This is a genomic window from bacterium (genome assembly GCA_021371935.1).
Classification (GTDB): Bacteria; Armatimonadota; UBA5829; order UBA5829; family UBA5829; genus UBA5829.
In genome coordinates, this window is record JAJFVF010000006.1 from 46,612 (window position 1) to 65,739 (window position 19,128).

At 50.9% G+C, this 19,128-nt stretch carries 13 protein-coding genes; 5 read left to right on the forward strand and 8 right to left on the reverse strand.

The window, feature by feature from the left end; all coding sequences use genetic code 11:
• Positions 1 to 131: 131 nt before the first annotated feature.
• From LLG46_04635 to LLG46_04645, 3 genes are all read right to left on the reverse strand, one after another.
• On the reverse strand, positions 132 to 2,057 hold the full coding sequence (locus LLG46_04635) for an S-layer homology domain-containing protein (GenBank protein ID MCE5322588.1): 1,926 nt from the start codon (positions 2,055 to 2,057) through the stop codon (positions 132 to 134).
• A gap of 528 nt (positions 2,058 to 2,585) precedes the next feature.
• Positions 2,586 to 6,860, reverse strand: a complete 4,275-nt coding sequence (locus tag LLG46_04640) for a hypothetical protein (GenBank protein MCE5322589.1) — start codon at positions 6,858 to 6,860, stop codon at positions 2,586 to 2,588.
• A 163-nt stretch (positions 6,861 to 7,023) separates the two neighbouring features.
• Complete coding sequence (locus LLG46_04645) at positions 7,024 to 7,968, reverse strand: cation diffusion facilitator family transporter (protein MCE5322590.1); 945 nt, start codon at positions 7,966 to 7,968, stop codon at positions 7,024 to 7,026.
• Positions 7,969 to 8,365: 397 nt separating this feature from the next.
• On the opposite strand from LLG46_04645, the gene LLG46_04650 reads away from it, so the two are divergent.
• A complete protein-coding gene (locus LLG46_04650) occupies positions 8,366 to 8,629 on the forward strand; it encodes an RNA-binding protein (protein ID MCE5322591.1) in 264 nt (87 codons plus the stop codon).
• 62 nt (positions 8,630 to 8,691) lie between these two features.
• On the opposite strand, the gene LLG46_04655 is transcribed toward LLG46_04650, so the two are convergent.
• On the reverse strand, positions 8,692 to 9,342 hold the full coding sequence (locus LLG46_04655) for a hypothetical protein (GenBank protein MCE5322592.1): 651 nt from the start codon (positions 9,340 to 9,342) through the stop codon (positions 8,692 to 8,694).
• 177 nt (positions 9,343 to 9,519) lie between these two features.
• Here LLG46_04655 and LLG46_04660 point away from each other — a divergent pair, with 177 nt between their 5' ends.
• The 4 genes from LLG46_04660 to prfB all read left to right on the forward strand — a co-directional run bounded on the left by LLG46_04660 (position 9,520) and on the right by prfB (position 13,518).
• On the forward strand, positions 9,520 to 11,103 hold the full coding sequence (locus LLG46_04660) for a hypothetical protein (GenBank protein MCE5322593.1): 1,584 nt from the start codon (positions 9,520 to 9,522) through the stop codon (positions 11,101 to 11,103).
• A gap of 23 nt (positions 11,104 to 11,126) precedes the next feature.
• Entirely contained in the window at positions 11,127 to 12,032 is a 906-nt protein-coding gene (locus LLG46_04665; protein MCE5322594.1) for a hypothetical protein, read from the forward strand.
• Positions 12,025 to 12,330, forward strand: coding sequence for a TIGR04076 family protein (locus LLG46_04670; protein MCE5322595.1), 306 nt, complete (start codon positions 12,025 to 12,027; stop codon positions 12,328 to 12,330). The genes LLG46_04665 and LLG46_04670 overlap by 8 nt, the downstream gene beginning before the upstream one ends.
• 89 nt (positions 12,331 to 12,419) lie before the next feature.
• Positions 12,420 to 13,518 (forward strand): peptide chain release factor 2 gene (prfB, locus tag LLG46_04675; GenBank protein MCE5322596.1). Its coding sequence is split into 2 segments (ribosomal slippage): positions 12,420 to 12,476 and positions 12,478 to 13,518, totalling 1,098 coding nucleotides; the frame shifts between segments, so codons are not numbered across the junction.
• Between the two features lie 356 nt (positions 13,519 to 13,874).
• Here the strand turns inward: prfB and panC are convergent.
• The 4 genes from panC to LLG46_04695 form a co-directional block, all read right to left on the reverse strand.
• Positions 13,875 to 14,744, reverse strand: coding sequence for a pantoate--beta-alanine ligase (gene panC / locus LLG46_04680; protein MCE5322597.1), 870 nt, complete (start codon positions 14,742 to 14,744; stop codon positions 13,875 to 13,877).
• Positions 14,745 to 14,787: 43 nt separating this feature from the next.
• Positions 14,788 to 16,254, reverse strand: a complete 1,467-nt coding sequence (locus LLG46_04685; protein ID MCE5322598.1) for a redoxin family protein — start codon at positions 16,252 to 16,254, stop codon at positions 14,788 to 14,790.
• Positions 16,255 to 16,327: 73 nt separating this feature from the next.
• Positions 16,328 to 18,049 (reverse strand): phosphodiester glycosidase family protein, encoded by a 1,722-nt coding sequence (locus LLG46_04690; GenBank protein MCE5322599.1) that lies wholly within the window; start codon positions 18,047 to 18,049, stop codon positions 16,328 to 16,330.
• A 348-nt stretch (positions 18,050 to 18,397) separates the two neighbouring features.
• Positions 18,398 to 19,021 carry a superoxide dismutase gene (locus LLG46_04695; protein MCE5322600.1) on the reverse strand — a complete coding sequence of 208 codons (624 nt, stop codon included), beginning with the start codon at positions 19,019 to 19,021 and terminating at the stop codon, positions 18,398 to 18,400.
• Between the last annotated feature and the right edge of the window lie 107 nt (positions 19,022 to 19,128).

Genomic DNA, 19,128 nt, shown 5'->3' on the forward strand with positions numbered 1-19,128 from the left:
AGAATATGAGATTGCTCCTGAATATCGACAGGCTGCGCACTCAACAAATAAATAATCAATACTAAATACCCATTACTAAATAAAAGGCTCTCGGATTACTCCGAGAGCCTTTGTTATCGCTTAGACTGAGCTTAGAAGCTCACGCCGAACTGGACTACGCCAAGTCCCGCCTGATAGTCTTTGCCGTATACGATGGCATTGTTGCCACCATTCCAGTTCATGAACTGGTAGCCGATCTTCAGTGCGGCATCAGGATTGACCTGATGAGCCCAACCTATGGTCAGGTAAGACTGTATTGCATAGTCATAATTGGCATCGTCAGGATCGAACTTGACCCACTGATAACCGAGAGCAAGGGAGTTAGCCTTGGAGATACCCCACTGCACTCCACCCTCTGCCTTGATGATCTGATCATCCTTGTTCAGGGTGACAGGATCAAATCCAGCAGTAGCTGTTGTAGTGACTGTGTCCTTAACGGTAAGGAACTCACCGTTCAAGACAGCCTTCAAGTTGCTCATGATCGGATAAGTAAGGCCAACATACGGACCATTGATGTCTACAGGATTGGTCCAATTGCCGATCTTGTCCCATGCGCCAGCGGCTGCAAAGTTGCGGCCGATGTCCTTGTAACCGGCATTGATGTCGAGCTTTCCGACCATTGTGCCGACCTTGGCATCCCATGCAACGTTTTCGTCATCGGTGTTTGCAGCACCAGAATTTCTGGCTGCTCTGGTGTCAGATCTTGTCCAGCTTCCAGCAAAGCTCCAAGCTTTGTAAGGAATGGCCAAATCGCCACCGAAGACTCTGGCCTGATCGCGAGTAAGAGTCGCATCATTCGCCCATGCCTGATAGAATGTTCCACCAAGCTTGCCGCCCCACGGAATACCTACTGTGAAGCGACCACCAGCGGTCTGAGTGATCAACGCATCGATACCACCAACAGCATTACCACCGTTGACGTTGAAGACGCCGATAGCATTGCTCGGCTGGCCGGTAAGGCCGTTCTTCATGTAATCGTTCTCGTTGTTCTTGGCTGCAAAGAGTGTTACGTCCACGCCGCCAAACACTGTCGCGAGGCTGATACCGTCCATCGGATAGTAGCCGTCATCAGTCTTGAGGATGTTGGTGTAAGCATCAACATCGATCTTCTTCAAGGTATAAGGAGTGAAGGCGATCGGGAAACGACCAACGCTCAATGTGCCCTTGCACAGAGCGGCATTGATGTATGCGTAATATGGGAAGAACGCATCCACAAAATCCTTGCCGTCCTGCTGATCGGTCTTTGTGGTCGGCCTGTCACCGTTTACATAATCGTCAACGTATCTGATATAGTTCAGATAGTTGCCGTAGTCGATCGTCGCATTCACTGTCGTGGAACAACTTACGCGGCCAACGATGTTGAGATCGAGATCATGAACTACGCCAATCGAATTGCCCAGGTTATCTGCCTGAGGAATTGTCCTGTTGTCCAAGTCAACAGCATTTGCAGCTGACTGGATATTATTCGCGCTGCGGTTCATATCTGTGAACGCTGCAACATTAAGATCGCCAGTAACCTTGACGCGATTGACTTCAGCTTCGAGAATGTCGACGCGGCAAGTCAAAGCAGCTACGTCTCTCTTCAGAGCGTCTACGTCAACACCCAGAGCAGCGAGTTCATCACGGAACTCATCAACGAGTTTGCGAACCTGGTCAAGATCGGACTTGCTGGCAAGGTTAGCCAAAGTGGGAACCGTGGGGATCTCACTCTTCTTGGCATAGCCTTCGAGAGCACTGTCCAACTCAGCCTGGGTCACACCAGCGCCGGAAGGAGTTACAGCGCCGCTGAGGTAATCAACCACTCTTGCAATCGCAACTGCGAACTCGTAGCGGGTGATTGTCCTCTTGCCGGCAAATGTTCCGTCCGGATAGCCAATAATGATCCCATCCTGCTGCAACTGGTTCACTGCGTCATATGCCCAGTGATCCGTCGGCACATCGGTGAACGGTCCCTGCGCAAAAACAGGAATCGAGCACACGCAAAGCAGTGCCACTAAAACGAATGTCATTTTCTTCATGATATTCCTCCTTGAATGTAAAACAACGGCAGGAGGATTTTCTTTCAAGAACTTAGGACTTGCCAGTATCCATGTTGCCTGACCAGTCCGTTGCCCTTTTTATCGAATCCATCTCTGCCTATACTATCACTTAGGGCACTCACAGGCGTCTCAAGGATCGTGCACCTCCTTTCTTGCCTGCGCCGTTATTAGTGTGATAGCCAGCCTGGTTCACGGAATCTTAACACGAGTAAAACTCTGTGTCAATACGCTAAGACGGCTGTCAAGCATTATTATTGCCGGGTATGGCTGTTTTTTTGAATTTTATTGGGCTGGAGAAGCAACACGTAGGTATAGCCAGCGGAAACAATAACCTGTGCGTTCGGGGAGACGATTTGCATCAAAGTAGTAATTTGGAGAGCGTCACCTATAATAGTGTCGGATGCGATCGGAATGACGGGATGCTATGGCCTATATAAAACAAAATGGCCCGGCAAGTAATCCTTACCGGGCCGTCTTGACCATTTGTCTATCCAGCTATTAGACCATTTACGAGATAGTCACGTCCACAGTCTGAGTGGAGGCATTGCCGGCGGAATCGATTGCCTGAATCTCGACCTTGTGACTGCCCACGGGCAGGCTGCCCGTGGTTGCTTTGAATACCTCATATGGAGAATCATACATTCCGTCGTCCGCAGCAGCAGCCATCCATGCGCCGCCGTCTACTCTGAACTGCACACCTGTGATCTCTATCATCTTGCTGGCTGCCGAACCTGATATAACAGCCGGACCAGCGCCTTTTTGCGTGAACGCCCTCTGATAGAGCACCAGTCTCGGCGCTGTGTTGCATACAACAAGCGGATCTGATATGGCCTCGTCCGTAAGTGGGTCACTTGCGTTGCTCGTTCGGTCGCTGGCAATCACTTTCAGGATGTAGCTGCCATCCTCGACTTTCTTGGTATCCCAAGCGTATGAACTCTTGCTCGATGCGATATCGGATGCCGAAGGCAAATGCGTCGGAGAGGTCACAGCATTCTCAGTACCGTTTAGAACCTGCTTCTTCATATCCTCCGGCACATCCGGCGATTTGCTGAGTTCACTTTTTACCTTATCGACTATGGCTTTTGCCGACTGCTGGTTGTCATCGGTGCCGCCTCCCACTCCGCCAACCAGCGCAGTCCAGTCCTTGCCGCCGTCTTTGGAATAGTAGACATCATAGGTCAGGCTGTCTTTGTCAGGGTCCGAACCGACCCATTTGATGGTCTGGCTGCCTGCCCATACACTGCCGACAGCAGGAGCCGTAAGTTTGACACTCGGCGCCTGGTTGGGCGTCAGATAGGATAGTGTGACGCTGGAGACTCTGGGAGATGCGTTCGGACCGGCAGTCTTGAGAGTCACCTTATATTGAATATAGCGGGAACTGCCGCCAGAAATCTGCTCGCCGGTACCGTTTGTATATACCGGCGACCAGTTTGTCCAGGTGTCATCCGGCGTCTCGACGTTGCCGGTTCGGGTCTGCAGCTCAACAGACGTGCCTGACGGTGTGTCGGCAGTCCACTTGATCCTGCCCCAGCGTGAGACCATCTTGGTGTCATGCACTGCAGATTCGAATGAACCCGAGATATCGCAGCATTTGCTCACATATATGGAACCGATATTTCCAGTTGAGGCATACAACGCACCAGTGGCGCTGTTGTATGCTGTGGCCAGAAACTGAACCTTGTCCTGTGAAGAATCGAGCTGGATCACATTCTCATCGGGCGTGATCTTGACCAGAGTGCCGTCCGATACGGCATAGATGTTGCCGCTTGGGTCCGCTGTCATCGAAAGGACACGGCTGGCCTTGGTGAACACCTTCTTCGAGCGCAAGTCGGAGCTTATCTTATACACGATCCCCTTAGGCGAGGTCCCAGCGTATATATTGCCCTTGCCATCTGCTGCGACTGACGCAATCGAATCCTCATCGGCATCGAAGATCGGCTCCGCGCTGCCCTTGGAATCTATCTTGTATACGACACCATTGGTGCCTGTTCCGGCAACCAGAAAACCCCGGCTGTCCCAGGTGAGGCTGAGAATTTGTTGCTCACTCAGAGTTGTGAATACCTTACCCGTTCCATCTGCGGATATACGGTATATTTTGCCTGCATCGCCGACGCCGGCATAAATGTTACCCTTGCTGTCTGCTGCCAGCGCAAGCACATATTTGCCATCGACCTCGAAGAGGAGTTTGCCCTTGCCGTCCGGTGATATTTTGAATATCTTGCCGTTGGGAGAAGTGCCGGCATAAATATTGCCATCCGCATCCCGAATGATGGAATGGACCTCCAACTCGCCTGTCTCATAAAAGACCTTCATGTCACCCGACTCAGTGATACGGTATATCATGCCGGAATTGCCGGTGCCCGCATATACACCGTCTTTGGTGGGTGCTATGCACCACACGAACTGCTCGGGGGTTTCCACCAGTTTCTTCAACGTTGGAACCAGTTCGAGTTTATTCTCGCTGGAAGCGGAGACACCGGAAAAAGTGCCCTTCGCGAAGTCTGACTGAGTGCTCTGCGTCCAATTCTTTGTCTGGCGGACTACGCTCTTTACATTTGTCTTTGCCGCAGTCGGCGCTGCAGCCGAAGGAGCGGGAGCCTCCACGTTGGGTTGAACATCGGCAGGCTGATCCGGCATTGGAAGCTCATTGGACGCATCATCCATCGCGTCATCGTCGGTATCATCATCCGCAGCGCTGTCGGAATCGTCGGCAGGAGCCTCAGTCACATCAACTGATGGACCGGAGCCCATTGTCGAATAATATTGGAAGTCGCCATCGTATGCAGGAGAAGTCGAATCGTCCGAGGGCACTGAACCAGGTTCATCTTGAATGCCATCAGACGAGATGGCGGGAGCGCTCTTCGGTGTCTGCTTGCCCTCATTAAGGTTTTTCTTCTTGACGTTAAGAGTGAGGCGCGCCATGCCGGTGATTATCATATCCTCATCATATAGCTCTTTGACCTCTTCTCTCTCCAGCTTGAGACCGGAGTTGCGAGAGGACTTCATTACATCTGCTATGTTGCTGGGAAGCCCGCTGAGCTTCTCGCCCGCTACATTCACTGCGGTGTTGCGCAGTAGTATCTGTACCACGACCTGGTTGTTCTTCTCACGCTCGAGATATTTATTGACGAGCTGTTTGACATTGTCCACGTTTGTCGTGGATGTGCCAGGCATAATCAGAGCGCCGCCGCTATCGTCATCGTCGGCCGAAATGCTCGCCCCCAATTGAGCAATGGTGGGAGTCGCGCCTCCGCGAACCTGCAAAACCAGTTTGCCGTTGCCTGCAGTGGCTGGAATCTTGATCTTATAAGTCTTGGTCACGCGGTCCTTCTTATATGGCCGCAGCACGACACCCACATCTACGGTCTCGCCAGGCTCGTATTCGCTCTTTTTCACGAATATCCTGTCCACCGTCGCGGTGTTGCGCTTGTCAATTATACGGACGCTGACATTAACTGATTTGATATCGATCGGGTAGAACTTGTTGCTGCCGAGAATCTGCAGAAGTGAGCCTATGTCATCGATTGCAGTCGAGTCTATTGCCATTGGATCAAAAAAGACATTGCTGCGCTTGATCGTGCCGACCTGGTCAGCATTGACCGTATAGTTCAGCTCCGCAGTAGCATTCCCAGGGGCTGGATGTATCTCATAAATCGCCTCGCCAACAATCATCGTGATCAGCCTGGAAGCGAGAAGCGGATGGTCTATTACATTTATATTATATGTACGGCTGCGCTTTGATGACTGATCGTTGATCGCAATTTTGATCGGGATGGTCTTGGGCATGTTGCCTATGGCGCCCGCAATCGACCACGGCCTGTCCTGGAATATTCGCCCGACCATCTTTATCGGTGAGGCCATCTTGGTGGACACCTGGTAATTCGAGAGCACATCCTCGACATATGCCGTGGTCATCGGCGCATCGACTGCCCCAATGCCGAGCATCGGGTGACCGAACGCAACAATCTTGTTGCCCCGGCGATATGTCACCGTGCCTATGCCGGTCATGTCTATATCACCGCTTGCCAGTGACATCCCGACCGCAGCTCCTGGAACCAACTCTGCTTTGGCCTCCTCAGCTTTGCGCCCCCCGCTGCCCGGTCCTGCCATCGGCGATATGCCGAACGGCTGAAGTATCACTGAAAGTCTGGCCAAGCCGCGCGGAGAGAGACCGCTGACCATCATCGGGGTCATGAGCGGCTGCATGTGGAGGACCCCATTGTCTATTCCCTTTGCGCCGGTCCCGAATGGATCGATTGATATGCTTCTGACCGATTTGCCGTCGATCTGGACCGGCTCTGACAATGTGCCGGTGCTGTAGCCGCTGGCCTGCTTCGGAAGATTCTCGTCCCATGCCTCGACCATGTCTTCTATCGGCGTGATCATGCCGACGGGCTCCTTGCTGAAGCCCTGACCATATGATATTGCGCCGATCAGCTTACCATTTATATAGCAGGGACTGCCGCTCATGCCGGCTATGATCTCGGTCTGGCGGCTGGTGATGGGACCACCGCCGACTCTGACCAGTATGAGGTCCTTGCCGGTGTTGGTCTTCTTCAAGACGCCAAGCACCTCAACATCGAACTTCTCGATCTTCGTGCCCTGAAAAACAGTGAGTCCGTAGCCGCGCATACCCCGTTTTATCTGGGAGACAGGCATAAATGACTTTGCAAATTCAGCCTTGACACCGGGCGCAGGCGCGGCACATGCAACAAATGCAAATGATGAGAGTAGAACACTCATCGCTAAGAGCAGCAGACTTAATCCACGATTTTTTATCAAAGGGGAATCCTCCAGGTGTGCTGTTCAAATGGTATCACATAAGGCAGATGTGGTCAAGATGTGTATGGCTGCCACAGAAATGTCACCAAACGCATCCCATCAGCAATACAGCAAACTGGTTTTTATACGCGAAAACTGCGTTAATTGTTTCACATTGTGCGCATCAGTCGCTGGAAATTCTATGCGAACACTCTGTTGACTGGGCACAATCGGGACCGCACCTGCCGTCACAGGGTTCAATGTGGATTGTGACAGCAGTGCCAATGAACCGTTCACGGATGCCTTGTGTGATCTCGTCGGCTATTTGATGAGACTGCTCAACCGACATATTCGGGTCCACAAGCAGATGAAACTCGACAAACCTCTCGGAGCCTGCCTTGCGAGTGCGCAGATGGTGGAAACCTTTCACCGTATCAATCTGCGAGAGATAATCCACAATCCATCGCTCCTCATCATCCGGCAGACTGACATCCAGCAGGTCGCGGCCGGACTTGACCGTGAGCTCATATGCCGCTCTGATTATCAGCAGCGCAACCGCCATGGCTGCAACTGGGTCTATCCAGTGGAAATGTTCACCGGGAAACACCGCCTCTGCAAGCCATATCAACCCCAGACCGGCCATTACTCCGGCTGAAGTATATACATCAGTGCGCAGATGCCAGGCGTCGGCCTTGAGAGCCACGGAATCAGTCTGGCGGCCGACTTTGAAGAGCATGTGAGATACAAACATATTGGCCAGAGCGGAGATGAGCATTACTCCAACGCCCCAGCCTACGGATTCCAGTGGTTGGGGATGCAGCAGTTTGTGCACCGCCTCCCAAATAATCCATCCCGCGGCTAGAAATATCAGCAGCGCTTCGATGGTACCGGATATATTCTCTATCTTGCCATGGCCAAATGGGTGCTCCTTGTCCGCCGGTTGCCCCGAACTCTTAACAGCAAAAAATGCAATCAATGCCGCAAGTAAATCTACACCCGAATGGATCGCTTCGGATATCACCGACACAGATCCTATCAACAAACCTATGGCCAGCTTCATTATGACCAGGATCGTGTTTGAAACAACCGAAAGCAAGGCTACGCTGGATTTTCGTGACGCGTGGTCCACTGATTATCCCTCCGTAATCGTGCAAAAAGCCCCGTGGAACCCAATTGAAGTCCCACAGGGCTATACCTGCTGCCTGATATTAAGGCCCAGCCGCACCCCCGACTTGGAGCCGCCTGTTCTTGAATATCAGTATATTCTGCAACTCATTTTATGTCAAACGATTCATTTTGTGGCTGATCGGTTTGCTTTTTTCTAAAACCGGCTATATACTGTACTCGGTTACAATCAACGCAGGCGCATCGGCGTTTTGGTCAAGACCGTGGATTGCCTTATATTCTGCGACTGATCGAGTCCGTTTTGAGGCTGCATTCAGCAGCCACGTGCCCCGTTGAAACGCTTGGGTAAATCCCAGAAAGAAGGCAAGCAATTGGCCAATAAATCACTTTACGTAGGCAACATGCCCTACAGCGCCGGCGAAGATGACATTCGTACGCTGTTCGAGCCATTCGGCCCGATAGGCGAGATCAGAGTCATCGGCGACAAGGGATTCGGGTTCGTTGATATCCCCGAAGAAAATGTGGCCGCAGCTATTGAAGAAATCAATGGCAAAGAGCTTGGCGGAAGAACACTCACCGTCAACGAAGCTCGCCCTCGAACTGAGCGCAGCGGCGGACGCGGCGGCGGTCGAGGAGGATTCGGAGGCGGCGGACGCCGCTGGTAGATTAATACAAAACAGAATAAGAACTATAGACGCCCGGTTGTCACTGGGCGTTTTTTTGATGCCTATTCTTCACTATAAAATTCTTTGTTCAATCCAATTAAAGCTCGCTCAAGATCGAGCAGAACAATCTGGAGACGTTTCAGCTTTTCACCTATCTCTTTATACTGCGCATGGGCATCGCTCTCATGTCGCGATGCCAGACCAGCCCGTTCAATCATCCCTTTGACTACCGACATTTGATAGCGATCATATGGATTATCGTAGACAACGTCGAAGAAACCACTCACCTTGAACGGAAGCGGATATCCTTCGATCCCACAAAGCTCTATGAATCCATAGCCGTCACCACCTTCGGGTGCTGGTGGGATCGCCCTGAAAGGAACTTCGTAATCCATTACCGGCACATCGACTTCTTCTATCACGGTCTCAAGCGTCTTGGCTTGGAGGAAATAGTCCTTTATTGTATCTACCTCTTCGCGTGTGAAAAGCTGGTCTACATATGCTCGAAGACGCTGCGCATACTCAGGATTTCGTTCGGAAGGTTCGTCGGAAGCATGCATATCGTTCCAAGCTGGAATAGCTTTACCATAAGGCAGAGCCGGAGCTTCGCGCTGATCATAAAACCAGTGCACGCAAACTTCCGTTTTCACCTCACCAAATGGCGTGAATGCAGTCATCTGCCCCGTGGTTTTTATCCGATACAGCTTTTCCACTGTGTGTGCTCCCTCAACAGTATACCTATACCCACAATTACTTATTCCGAGGTGGTTGCTAAGAAAGTGCTGGTAAAAATACGGGGCTTTGATACGTAAATTTATTGTAGGCAACCTGACTATAATCGGCTATACTATACCGGATTGCATTTCTCGCCGTTGACAAGGAGATCTAAAGTGAAAACATATCACTTGCTGCCGCTTGAAAGTGTTGCAGCCGATGACTGGCCGATAACGGTCAGCCTGCAGGGTATTGTCAATCGTGACGCCCCGAATATATATCTGCTCCCCAGCTCAAAAGGCATGGAAAATCACTGGGTCGAGTGGTATCGCAACTATGGCTATGAACCCGCTGAAACCACTCTCGACAGCCTGCTGCACAATTATGCAGATCAATTCAAGGGCTATATTGTGTTTGACCAGTCAGTGCCCGATACGCTCAATGCGGCGATATCGCTGGCCGGTGTGATGGATGCGCTCGTTTGCGCACCGTCAGGCGAAGAAAAAATGAAGTCACTCGGCTTAAAATGCCTGCTGGATCTGCGCGGGCGGTTCGAGGGACGGCTCGATACGAATCGGTGGGTCATAGATAATCACCTGGGCGACTTCAACTTAAGTGTCCTGGGCGGTTATACTCAGGGCGATAGTCCGCGTTTGATACCCGATATGGATTACCTGATCGCTCATCGGGGCTTTGGGATGGGCTGCACTATCAACGCGGCTGATTTCCCCGAAGAGGCCGAGCTATGGGACAAGGTCCAGACGGCTGCGCCCGATCATGCGATGATGATAGGCTGGCATAATCCCCGCGACAGCGAAGCCACACATGTTTATTTTGCAAGTCAACACAGTGTGTGGGTCTATTGTGCGTATGCATGGAACACTTCATTCCATCAGCACATACAGGCATCTGCCGAATATTCTCAGGATCACTGCCCGTCAGCAGTATGTGACCCCAACGCTAAATATGCCACGATCACTCTCTCGGACGGTGACTCTTGGCACTCGATGTGCGATGTGCAAAAGCATTTCTGGCTGCATCCGCGCAGAGGAGAGGTTCCACTGGGCTGGGAAGTGGCTCCAATCTTTGAAAAGATCGGTCCCGCTGTGCTCGAATATTATTACAAGACCAAGACCGAAAACGACTATATAGTCAGCGGACCCTCAGGGATTGCATACAACTATCCGAGCGGTTTTGCCGACCTGCCGGGATATCTGAAAATCAGTGCGGACGCGATGAAAAAGACTTCCCTTAAATCTATTTGGGCGATAAACAGGATTGTCCGGCACGTTCCCGGCGGAGGGATAGAGCACAAGCTCAAGGATGAAACCGTTGTATACACTCGCAAGCAGATGGAGGAATTCGGCGGTCCCAAGGATCAGAAGGGCGCCGATATAGTGGACGATGAGGTGATAGCAAAATACATGGAGGCTATGCCGGATGCTCTTGGATTCTTCCAGGGCTGGGAGAGAATTCCAGGTGAGAATCCACATTGGTGCGACGACAGGCTCTGGAGCCCCGGGAGCGCATTGGTCCGCAAAGACGTTGATGGAGCAATTCGCGAATTCGAGGAATCGGCTGCGCGGCAGTCTGGACCTGTGTTTGTGTGCGCTCATGTGAACTGTTATGACGTAGATATGGATGCGATTATCGAGACTGTCCACCGTCTTGAAGAAAATGGATTCACTGTGGTACGCCCGGACGTTTATTTGCGGCTTGCGCAGGATGCGTATGCAAGGGGGCTGGTGGGGAAGCAGTAAGAACAGCAAATTAAGGAGATACCGTGAACACTCAAACACTTGACTGGCTGCTCGGTGAAGATAATCCCGGAGTCCGTGCGCGTACATTGACAGGCTTGTGCGATCTGCCTAATGACGACAAGCAAGTAATTGAAGCACGTAAACTAGTGCTTGAAACGCTGGATCAAGCGCGCGATCTCTCTTGGATGGAGAATCCTCGACCTACAGCGCCAATAAGAGGTCTCATAGCTCTGTCTGAATCGGGTCTGACGCGAGATTACCTGGATGTAGATTCGGTCATTGACAGATTCCAAAGTCCTTATGATATCAACTGCGGTGATTTTCAAATATTGCGCTCGCTGGTTATGCTTGGCTATGGAAATGATTCTCGCGTTCAGACCTGGCTTGCTCAAGTTGCGGATGCACAATTGCCGGATGGCGGCTGGCTTTGTCTTCATCGTGTGAATAAGATGAATCGAATACCAAAGAGCTGTATTAAGGCAAATATGCATGCGCTGCTTATGGCAAGTGAGATGAAAAAGTGCGGCATGCATTTTTTGTGCGTCGATGGGTTGATCGAGTATTTCCTTAGACGCAGGCTTTTCTATAGGATGGATAATCCTCAGAAACTGGTATTGGATGTTCGCCCCGGTTATCGAATGATTGATGCCTATTTCCCCATAGAAATTCAGCGTGTTGGCCTGCCACATCTACTGGAAGCGCTAGCATCACTCGGTGTTGGACAGGCTCCAGAGTTACAAGAGGCCTGGGATATGCTCAAGGCTAAACAAGATGAGTTTGGCAGGGTTAAGCTTGAGGGCACACTGGCAAAATCATATCTGCCGAAGGAACGGGTAGGCAGACCTGGCAAATGGGTGACTTTGTATACTTGTTTGGCCCAAAAAGCTCTGGGTAATAAATCCGCCAGCAGAGAGGGAATAGATGCATAAATGGTATAAGGAAGATTGGAAGTTCACGATTAGCGTGCTCAAAGTCGGCGATAACGATAGAGCCGAGCACTGTAGGCTGGGCTTCGAGCCGGAAGACACATTCACGTCAACATATGAATGTCCTGTGGATTTTTGCCCAGAGTGTATGATGATCGCATACCCATTGATGACTGCTGTAAGAAGCGGTGGTGATCTGAGGGAGCTTGGCGGCAAAACCGCTGAAAGTATTGACTTCACCTGTCCTGATGGAGTCGTTCATTTTAGGCTGGCTGCTGAGAGAATACAAACAGACACTTAGGCATTGGCGTGAGAGTCAATAAATAATATAATATGTATAGAGCATGGCCTGGGCAGACTCGTCCCGGCCTATCAGATATTGGAGAAAAGATGCTAAACGTTGAAATAGAAAAAGCCGCTGCCCTCAAGCGAGACCTCGAAGAGCTGGGAGGTCATCTTTGACGTCCCTAGATTACAGGAAGAAATAGCACGTCTGGAAGAACAATCAGGACACCCCGATTTTTGGGACGACGCCTCGGAAGCTCAGAAAACACTCAAGAAGCTAAGCTCCCTTAAGTCTACGATCGATCCACTGCTTGAATTGCAATCACGTGTGAGTGATTTTATAGAGCTTGCTCAGATGGTCGATGACGACACCGGTTCCGAAGCAGATGAACTGCGGCATGAACTGGCGTCAATCGAGCATGCTCATGAACAGCTCGAACTCCAGACTCTGTTATCCGGCGAGCATGACTCGGCCAACGCAATAATGGAGATTAACGCCGGAGCGGGCGGCACTGAAGCCTGCGACTGGGCAGATATGCTGCTTCGCATGTACCTGAGATGGGCTGAGCGCGGCGGATATAAAACAGAAATCCTCAACACTGTCGAGGGCGATGTGGCCGGGGTCAAGAACGTCACGGTCCTGTTTGGGGGTCGCAATGCCTACGGTTACCTCAAGAACGAACGCGGGGTGCACCGCCTGGTAAGGATATCACCGTTCGATGCAAACAAGCGCAGGCATACATCATTCGCGGCTGTCGACGTCATCCCACAAATCGAAGAAGACATCGAGGTCAACATCAACCCTGACGAGATAAGAGTCGACACATATCGATCCAGCGGTGCGGGCGGCCAGCATGTCAACAAGACAGACTCGGCCATCCGAATTACTCATATACCGACTGGAATAGTCGTCACATGTCAGAATGAACGCTCACAGCACAAAAATAAAGAATCGGCAATGAAGGTCCTCGCAGCCAAGCTCGGTCAGCTTGCAAATGAGGAAAATGAACAGCGCATCGCGGAACTGCGGGGCGATATTCGTGCCATAGAATGGGGCAATCAGATGCGCTCATATGTCTTTCAGCCATATACTATGGTCAAAGATCATCGAAATAACCATGAGACCGGCGATGTGGTGCGTGTGATGGACGGTGATATTGACGACTTCATTGAAGCCGCATTAAAGAGCACCAAAGTCTCATAACAAAGAGCGCGACAATTTTAGTGTTTGCATACTTGGGCTGGTGGGTATAGAACAGGTGCGAACGTCTGGCCAGCATTATTCACGAGAAACGTGAATAATGCTCTCGGAAACCCGGGTTTTGCGGAAGCGTATAATCCGGGCTGGGTGGGAGTCGCGAGAAAAAAGAAGCGGCAAACTAAGGGATCAGGCGGACGCAGACGGTTTCCCCCAGCGATCCGTGCTGTGGAGCACGCGACATGATGCGCAAGCGGGCCGAGGATAATTCCAGCCGCAGCACGGATCTGTTTAGAGATTTGGGGTCAGGTGTTAGGAACTGGAGACTAGAGGTAAGGGGATGGAGAGTGGAATCGAACCCATCATCCGACACCTGACACCCGGCAGCCGGCAGCCAGCACAATGTTGTCTATCAGCCTCGTTGAGCCTACCCTGACCGCCAAAAGCACGACCGCATCTCGCTCGATTGTCTCGACTGGAGCAAGCGTCTCGGCATCCGCAACGGCAACATAATCCACTTTTGCAAGCGGCTCGGCAGCAATCAGGTTCCAAACACGTGTCTGGAGCGCTTTGGCGTTCCTCTCACCCTTTTCAAATGCCTGCCTGGCCATCTCCAGTGATCTGCTCAACACGAGAGCGGCCTCGTGCTCACGCGAGTCCAGATATGAGTTGCGAGAAGATATCGCCAAACCGTCGCGTTCACGCACTGTGTCGATGGGCACTATCTCGACATTCATGTTGAGGTCACTGACTATTTTTTTGATCACGATGAGCTGTTGATAGTCCTTTTTGCCGAAGTAGGCGCGGTCGGCATCCGTTATGTTGAAGAGCTTGGTGCATACCGTTGCAACCCCTCGGAAATGCTCAGGACGGCTCTGGCCTTCCAGCAGTTCAGCCGGTCCTTTGACATCTATCCACGTGTCAAAGCCGCCGGGATACATGTCCACCGCAAGTGGCGCAAATATGACGTCGGCCTCAGCGCTCTCGCATTTGCGGCAGTCGGCCTCAAGGGTTCTGGGATATTTGTTGAAGTCTTCACTGGGTCCGAACTGAGTCGGGTTCACAAAAATACTCACCACGACAAATCCGCAGTCCTGCTTTGCATGAGATACCAGCTTGAGGTGGCCCACATGCAGTGCACCCATCGTCGGGACCAGGCCGATGGTCTTGCCGTCTGTGCGAGCCTGATGGATTATTGTGCGCATCTCATCAATTGAGTGAACTACCTGCATGCAAATCCCTCCTCACCTAAACGGCAGCCAAATGTGCTTCACCTTACTGTAACTTATCTAGCTTGGCCGTGATATCCTTCTCAGGAGGCATGCCGAGTATGGTTTCCTGGACAACACCGGACTTGTCGATCAGGAAAATTGTTGGGATCACTTGCACGTGATATTTGGTCCTGAGAATATGCGCGATGTCCTCATTTGCATATACCACCGGAAAATCGAGTGATTTTTCAGAGAGATATTTCTTTACCTCTTCAGTGTCCGAATTGACACAAACAGAGACAATCTGCACCGCCTCTTTGTGTTTTTCATAGATCTTCTGCAGCACAGGCAGATGCTGCTCACACATCGGCAGCGCCCAGCAGTCCAGTATCACGGTTTTGCCATGGAAATCAGCCAAACTCTTCTTGCTTCCATCAGTCCAGGTGAATGCAAGTTCGGGAGCATTTTTGCCGTGAAGATAGTCCTTGGTCAAATCTTCGATAGGCTTTGCACCCGCCGGAGCACTGAATACAAAATTGGAATCCGGCATATTTGCATCCAGGACGCATTTGGTCACAACAACGTTAATTGTGGACTCAAGCAGTTTCGGTGCTTTACCTTTGAAGCCATTCGGCAGTTTTGGCTTACCTTTTTCCACTAACTGATTTCTATAAATCACAAAATCCTTCTTGCCTATCCAGAGAGTCTGAACAGCATTGGAGCCTTTTGGACAGCCGACACCCTCTTTGATACGCATAGAGAGAACGTAAGTATCTCTGCCGCCGACTTTGGAGTCCTTAAGCAGTTTCATCGAAGACATCATTGGAGCGTAGTCCAGACCCATCAATAGACCGAGACTCCGCACACCTGCTTGTGAACCTATCATCTCTCTGAAAAGCAGACGCTGCTTTTCTTTGTCGAGCTTGGTCTTGGCAAAGCGTTTTGTGCCACTGAAATACCTGACAACTACTTTGCCGTCGCTTACCATCCGCTCATTTGATCCTGTGACATTGAATTTGTCAGGACGCTTAAACACAAAACTAGATTTGGTGCCTGAACTCTTATTTACAACTTTGCCATCAGCCTCAACAATCACGCCTGTTGTGCCTGTTATGTTGATAGTCTTGACGGACCTATATCGCATCTGCACAAGCGCCAGAAGCTGATCGGGCTTTGGCTTAACCGATTTGGGAAGTGCGGCTGGCGCTGAAGCTGCAGGTGCTTTGGTAGGCACATTAAGGTTTCCAGCAATCCCGGAGCCTTTTGGGCTGGCCTGGCTATTATTGTTCAGTGCGCCAAGAGGATTAAGTGCCTGATCCAGTGTCTGCGGCTGGATATTAAACGACAGCCCGGAATCCGATTGGTCATTTGCCGCTTGAGGCTTCGTGGCTGTATTATTGGGAGAGTTTGCGCTCGTTGACGCTGTTTGACGGTTTGGCTTTTTTGCAGACTTCACCGAAGTATTTTTATGGCCGCATCCCACCAGCACCAGCATGCAAGCCAGACTCAAGATCAAGACTCTAAACTTCATGAATTATCCTCCGCTTCGGAAACTGGCGTCCCGAGGCATATCTTAATTATCGTTCCATGAAAAGGACCGTGTTCTAATTGCTATTGGGAACTGATATTTCGCTGGATACTTCATCTACCACAGCCTTGACAATCCGCTTCTCAGTTATGTCCCATACAACATCCGTCGAATATGTGCCGTTTTTGTCGGTCTTCCCAGCACTGGTGTTTGGGATGCCGTTTGTAATCGTCAAAGTGATATCTTTATTCGCAAGAAAGTTGCCGTTCTGATCGGTTACTGTTGCCTTGACCTTCGTGCGCCGCGGATCGAGTTTGTCATTCACTGCAGATATGCTGATTCCTGCAGGCTGACCACCGATTACCGTGACGGGAATGCTTACCTTCTGGTCACCATAAAATGCATCGATTGTCCCGGTGCGCGCCATTATTGGATTGAAATAGCCGTTCTGGTCGATGAAACCTATACCCTTTGTGCATCCCCACACCACTCGCGAAAGCTGCTCCTCCGTAAGCGTCTGATCGTCGTTGCCCCAGGTCAGATAGAGCTGAGTCTTCTCGCCCGACTCTATCTCTTTTCCAATGCCGCTGATTTTAAGCTTGGAAAGCTCACGTTCAGCGGCATCTTTTTCTACGTTTACCAACAGCATATCGGCTACGGCACGCTCACCGCCATCGTATGGGTTGCCCGCCACAGCGCCGCCTGAAGGACTGTTTACTATGGTCCCGCGTATCGACAGTGTCGTGGAGCCTCCACCGTCAAGGTTGATTGCCTGACATGCACCTAGTATCTTCATCGCCTCGGCCAGCTTCTGCAGAGAAAGCCCGCTGCTGAACGACTGTCTGCCATCGACCGTTACTATAAGGAGCTTATTGTCCGAAGTGACGCCGATTGCAGTGCGTGGATGGTTCTTTCTGGCAAAGTCATTTTTGAAATTTTCTGCTTTATAGTCCAAATATATATTGCCGCTTTTTATCAGCCATGGTCCACCACCTACTGCCTGATCCATCTGTGTCCAATCGACGCCGCTGGCGCTTTTGATGTTTAGAACCATTCGCAGCTTATCACCAACCGCTACATTACCTGCGAGAAATGATGCGGCTGGTCCGCCCGCCGATATCACGACCCCATTTTTTGGAATTTTTGTGTCCAGGACATCTGTATTGATCTCGGTTACCGTCAGGGCTAGACTGCAGCCTACCCGCACAGGCAGCTCATCTGTTGTGGCAACTACCTCTGTGCCCTTGAATTTGGACAGAGTGCTATCACCATATGTGGGGGTGTAGACTACCAGCTGGTTCGTCTCTCTGCCACGGTTGATGCCGTCTATCTGCCGGCCAACACCGTTGGCAAAGGTGAGTGTTGCATTGAGACTGGGGGTGTCAAAGACGACAAGTCCGTTTCTCAACAGTCCGAAAGCCGGCCTGCCATTCCACGGCTCGCTTATAAGCTCGCCGTCAGATATGCATATGCCGTTTGGGTCTCCATTGAATGGAAAGAAGTCGGCATTTACTCCAATCACCGCCCCTTTGCGCGCAGTGATCGAACTGACTATCTCGCGGCCTTTGCTCGGAGTATTGTCCATCACCATATCCCGGCCTATCGCCGCCTTTACATGAACAGCCGGGTTCGCAAGGTCTATCCTCACCACATTCGTTACTAATGGCTCCGGCTCGGTAGTGATATCCTGGTAGAGTGTGATTCCGTCAGCAACTTCTTTTACTACAGGCTCGGAAAACGCCGATGTCCCCAGCGCAAGAATGGCGAGAATAATAAACCATATTTTTTTGTATCGCATTCCAAACTCCATACAAATTATGCGCTTTACGCTAACCCGTATTACGCGTAAAGCGCATAACACGGGTTTCCGAGAGCATTATTCACGTTTCTCGTGAATAATGCGGACTAAGTAAATTGCACGTCACGATCTGGATACCGTATATTCAGAACACATATCTCCGATGCAAGCTCAAGACTGCTCTTTACTTAGCTACGCATGATGGCTCTCCAGCGTTCCGATTGATTTAATTACGATTATGTTACTCCAAAACCGCGCTTGCGATCAAACGAGGACAATCGTGTATCGCCATAATCAACGACCAGGCGATACACGATCAATAAAATGAGGATCAAACACCCACAGATATCACATGCTTGCACTGATCTTTTCGGGCACATATGATCTGGCTGCCGACAGGTTCTTGGCGACGTTGTTCCAATTGATTACGTTCCACCAGTTCTCGACCCATTCAGCACGGCGGTTTTCGTATTGCAGATAGTAGGCATGCTCCCATACGTCCAGAACGAGTATCGGCTGCGCTCCTGACAGTTCGTTGTTCTGATGGTTCAATATCTGTGTTATATAGAGCTTTTCAAACTCAGGCTGCCAAACTAATGCTGTCCAACCGCTGCCTTCAACGCCAACTGCAGCGGCGGAAAACTGCTTCTTGAAGGCATCAAAACTGCCGAAGTCTTTCTTTATCTGATCTGCAAGGTCTCCAGTCGGCTCGCCTCCTGCATTCGGAGACATACTCGCAAAGAAGAGAGTGTGCAGCACATCTCCAGAGCCGTTGAAAGCAAGCTGCCGTTCCCAGTACGAGACGACCGCGAAATTTCCTTCGGACCGAGCCTTCGCAAGCTCCTCTTCGGCTTTGTTTAAACCAGCAACATACGCTGCCTGGTGCTTATCATGATGCAGACGCATAATCTGCTCACTGATATAAGGCTCAAGTGCTTTGTAATCGTAGGGGAGTGGGGGTAGTTCGTGCATTTTAATCGTTCCTCCATCAGTAATATTAGACTGCGCGGCAGATAATGTGCCGCTCGAAACCAACAGTGACGCAAATAGTATGTAGAGTATTCGCGCAAACATGATCG

What these genes read in the sequence shown, in the direction of transcription:
- LLG46_04685 (MCE5322598.1), bottom strand. Translation starts at nt 16,254, where the DNA reads ATGAAGTTTAGAGTCTTGATCTTGAGTCTGGCTTGCATGCTGGTGCTG.
- LLG46_04695 (MCE5322600.1), bottom strand. Translation starts at nt 19,021, where the DNA reads ATGCACGAACTACCCCCACTCCCCTACGATTACAAAGCACTTGAGCCT.
- LLG46_04670 (MCE5322595.1), top strand. Translation starts at nt 12,025, where the DNA reads ATGCATAAATGGTATAAGGAAGATTGGAAGTTCACGATTAGCGTGCTC.
- panC (MCE5322597.1), bottom strand. Translation starts at nt 14,744, where the DNA reads ATGCAGGTAGTTCACTCAATTGATGAGATGCGCACAATAATCCATCAG.
- LLG46_04650 (MCE5322591.1), top strand. Translation starts at nt 8,366, where the DNA reads ATGCCCTACAGCGCCGGCGAAGATGACATTCGTACGCTGTTCGAGCCA.
- LLG46_04635 (MCE5322588.1), bottom strand. Translation starts at nt 2,057, where the DNA reads ATGAAGAAAATGACATTCGTTTTAGTGGCACTGCTTTGCGTGTGCTCG.
- LLG46_04690 (MCE5322599.1), bottom strand. Translation starts at nt 18,049, where the DNA reads ATGCGATACAAAAAAATATGGTTTATTATTCTCGCCATTCTTGCGCTG.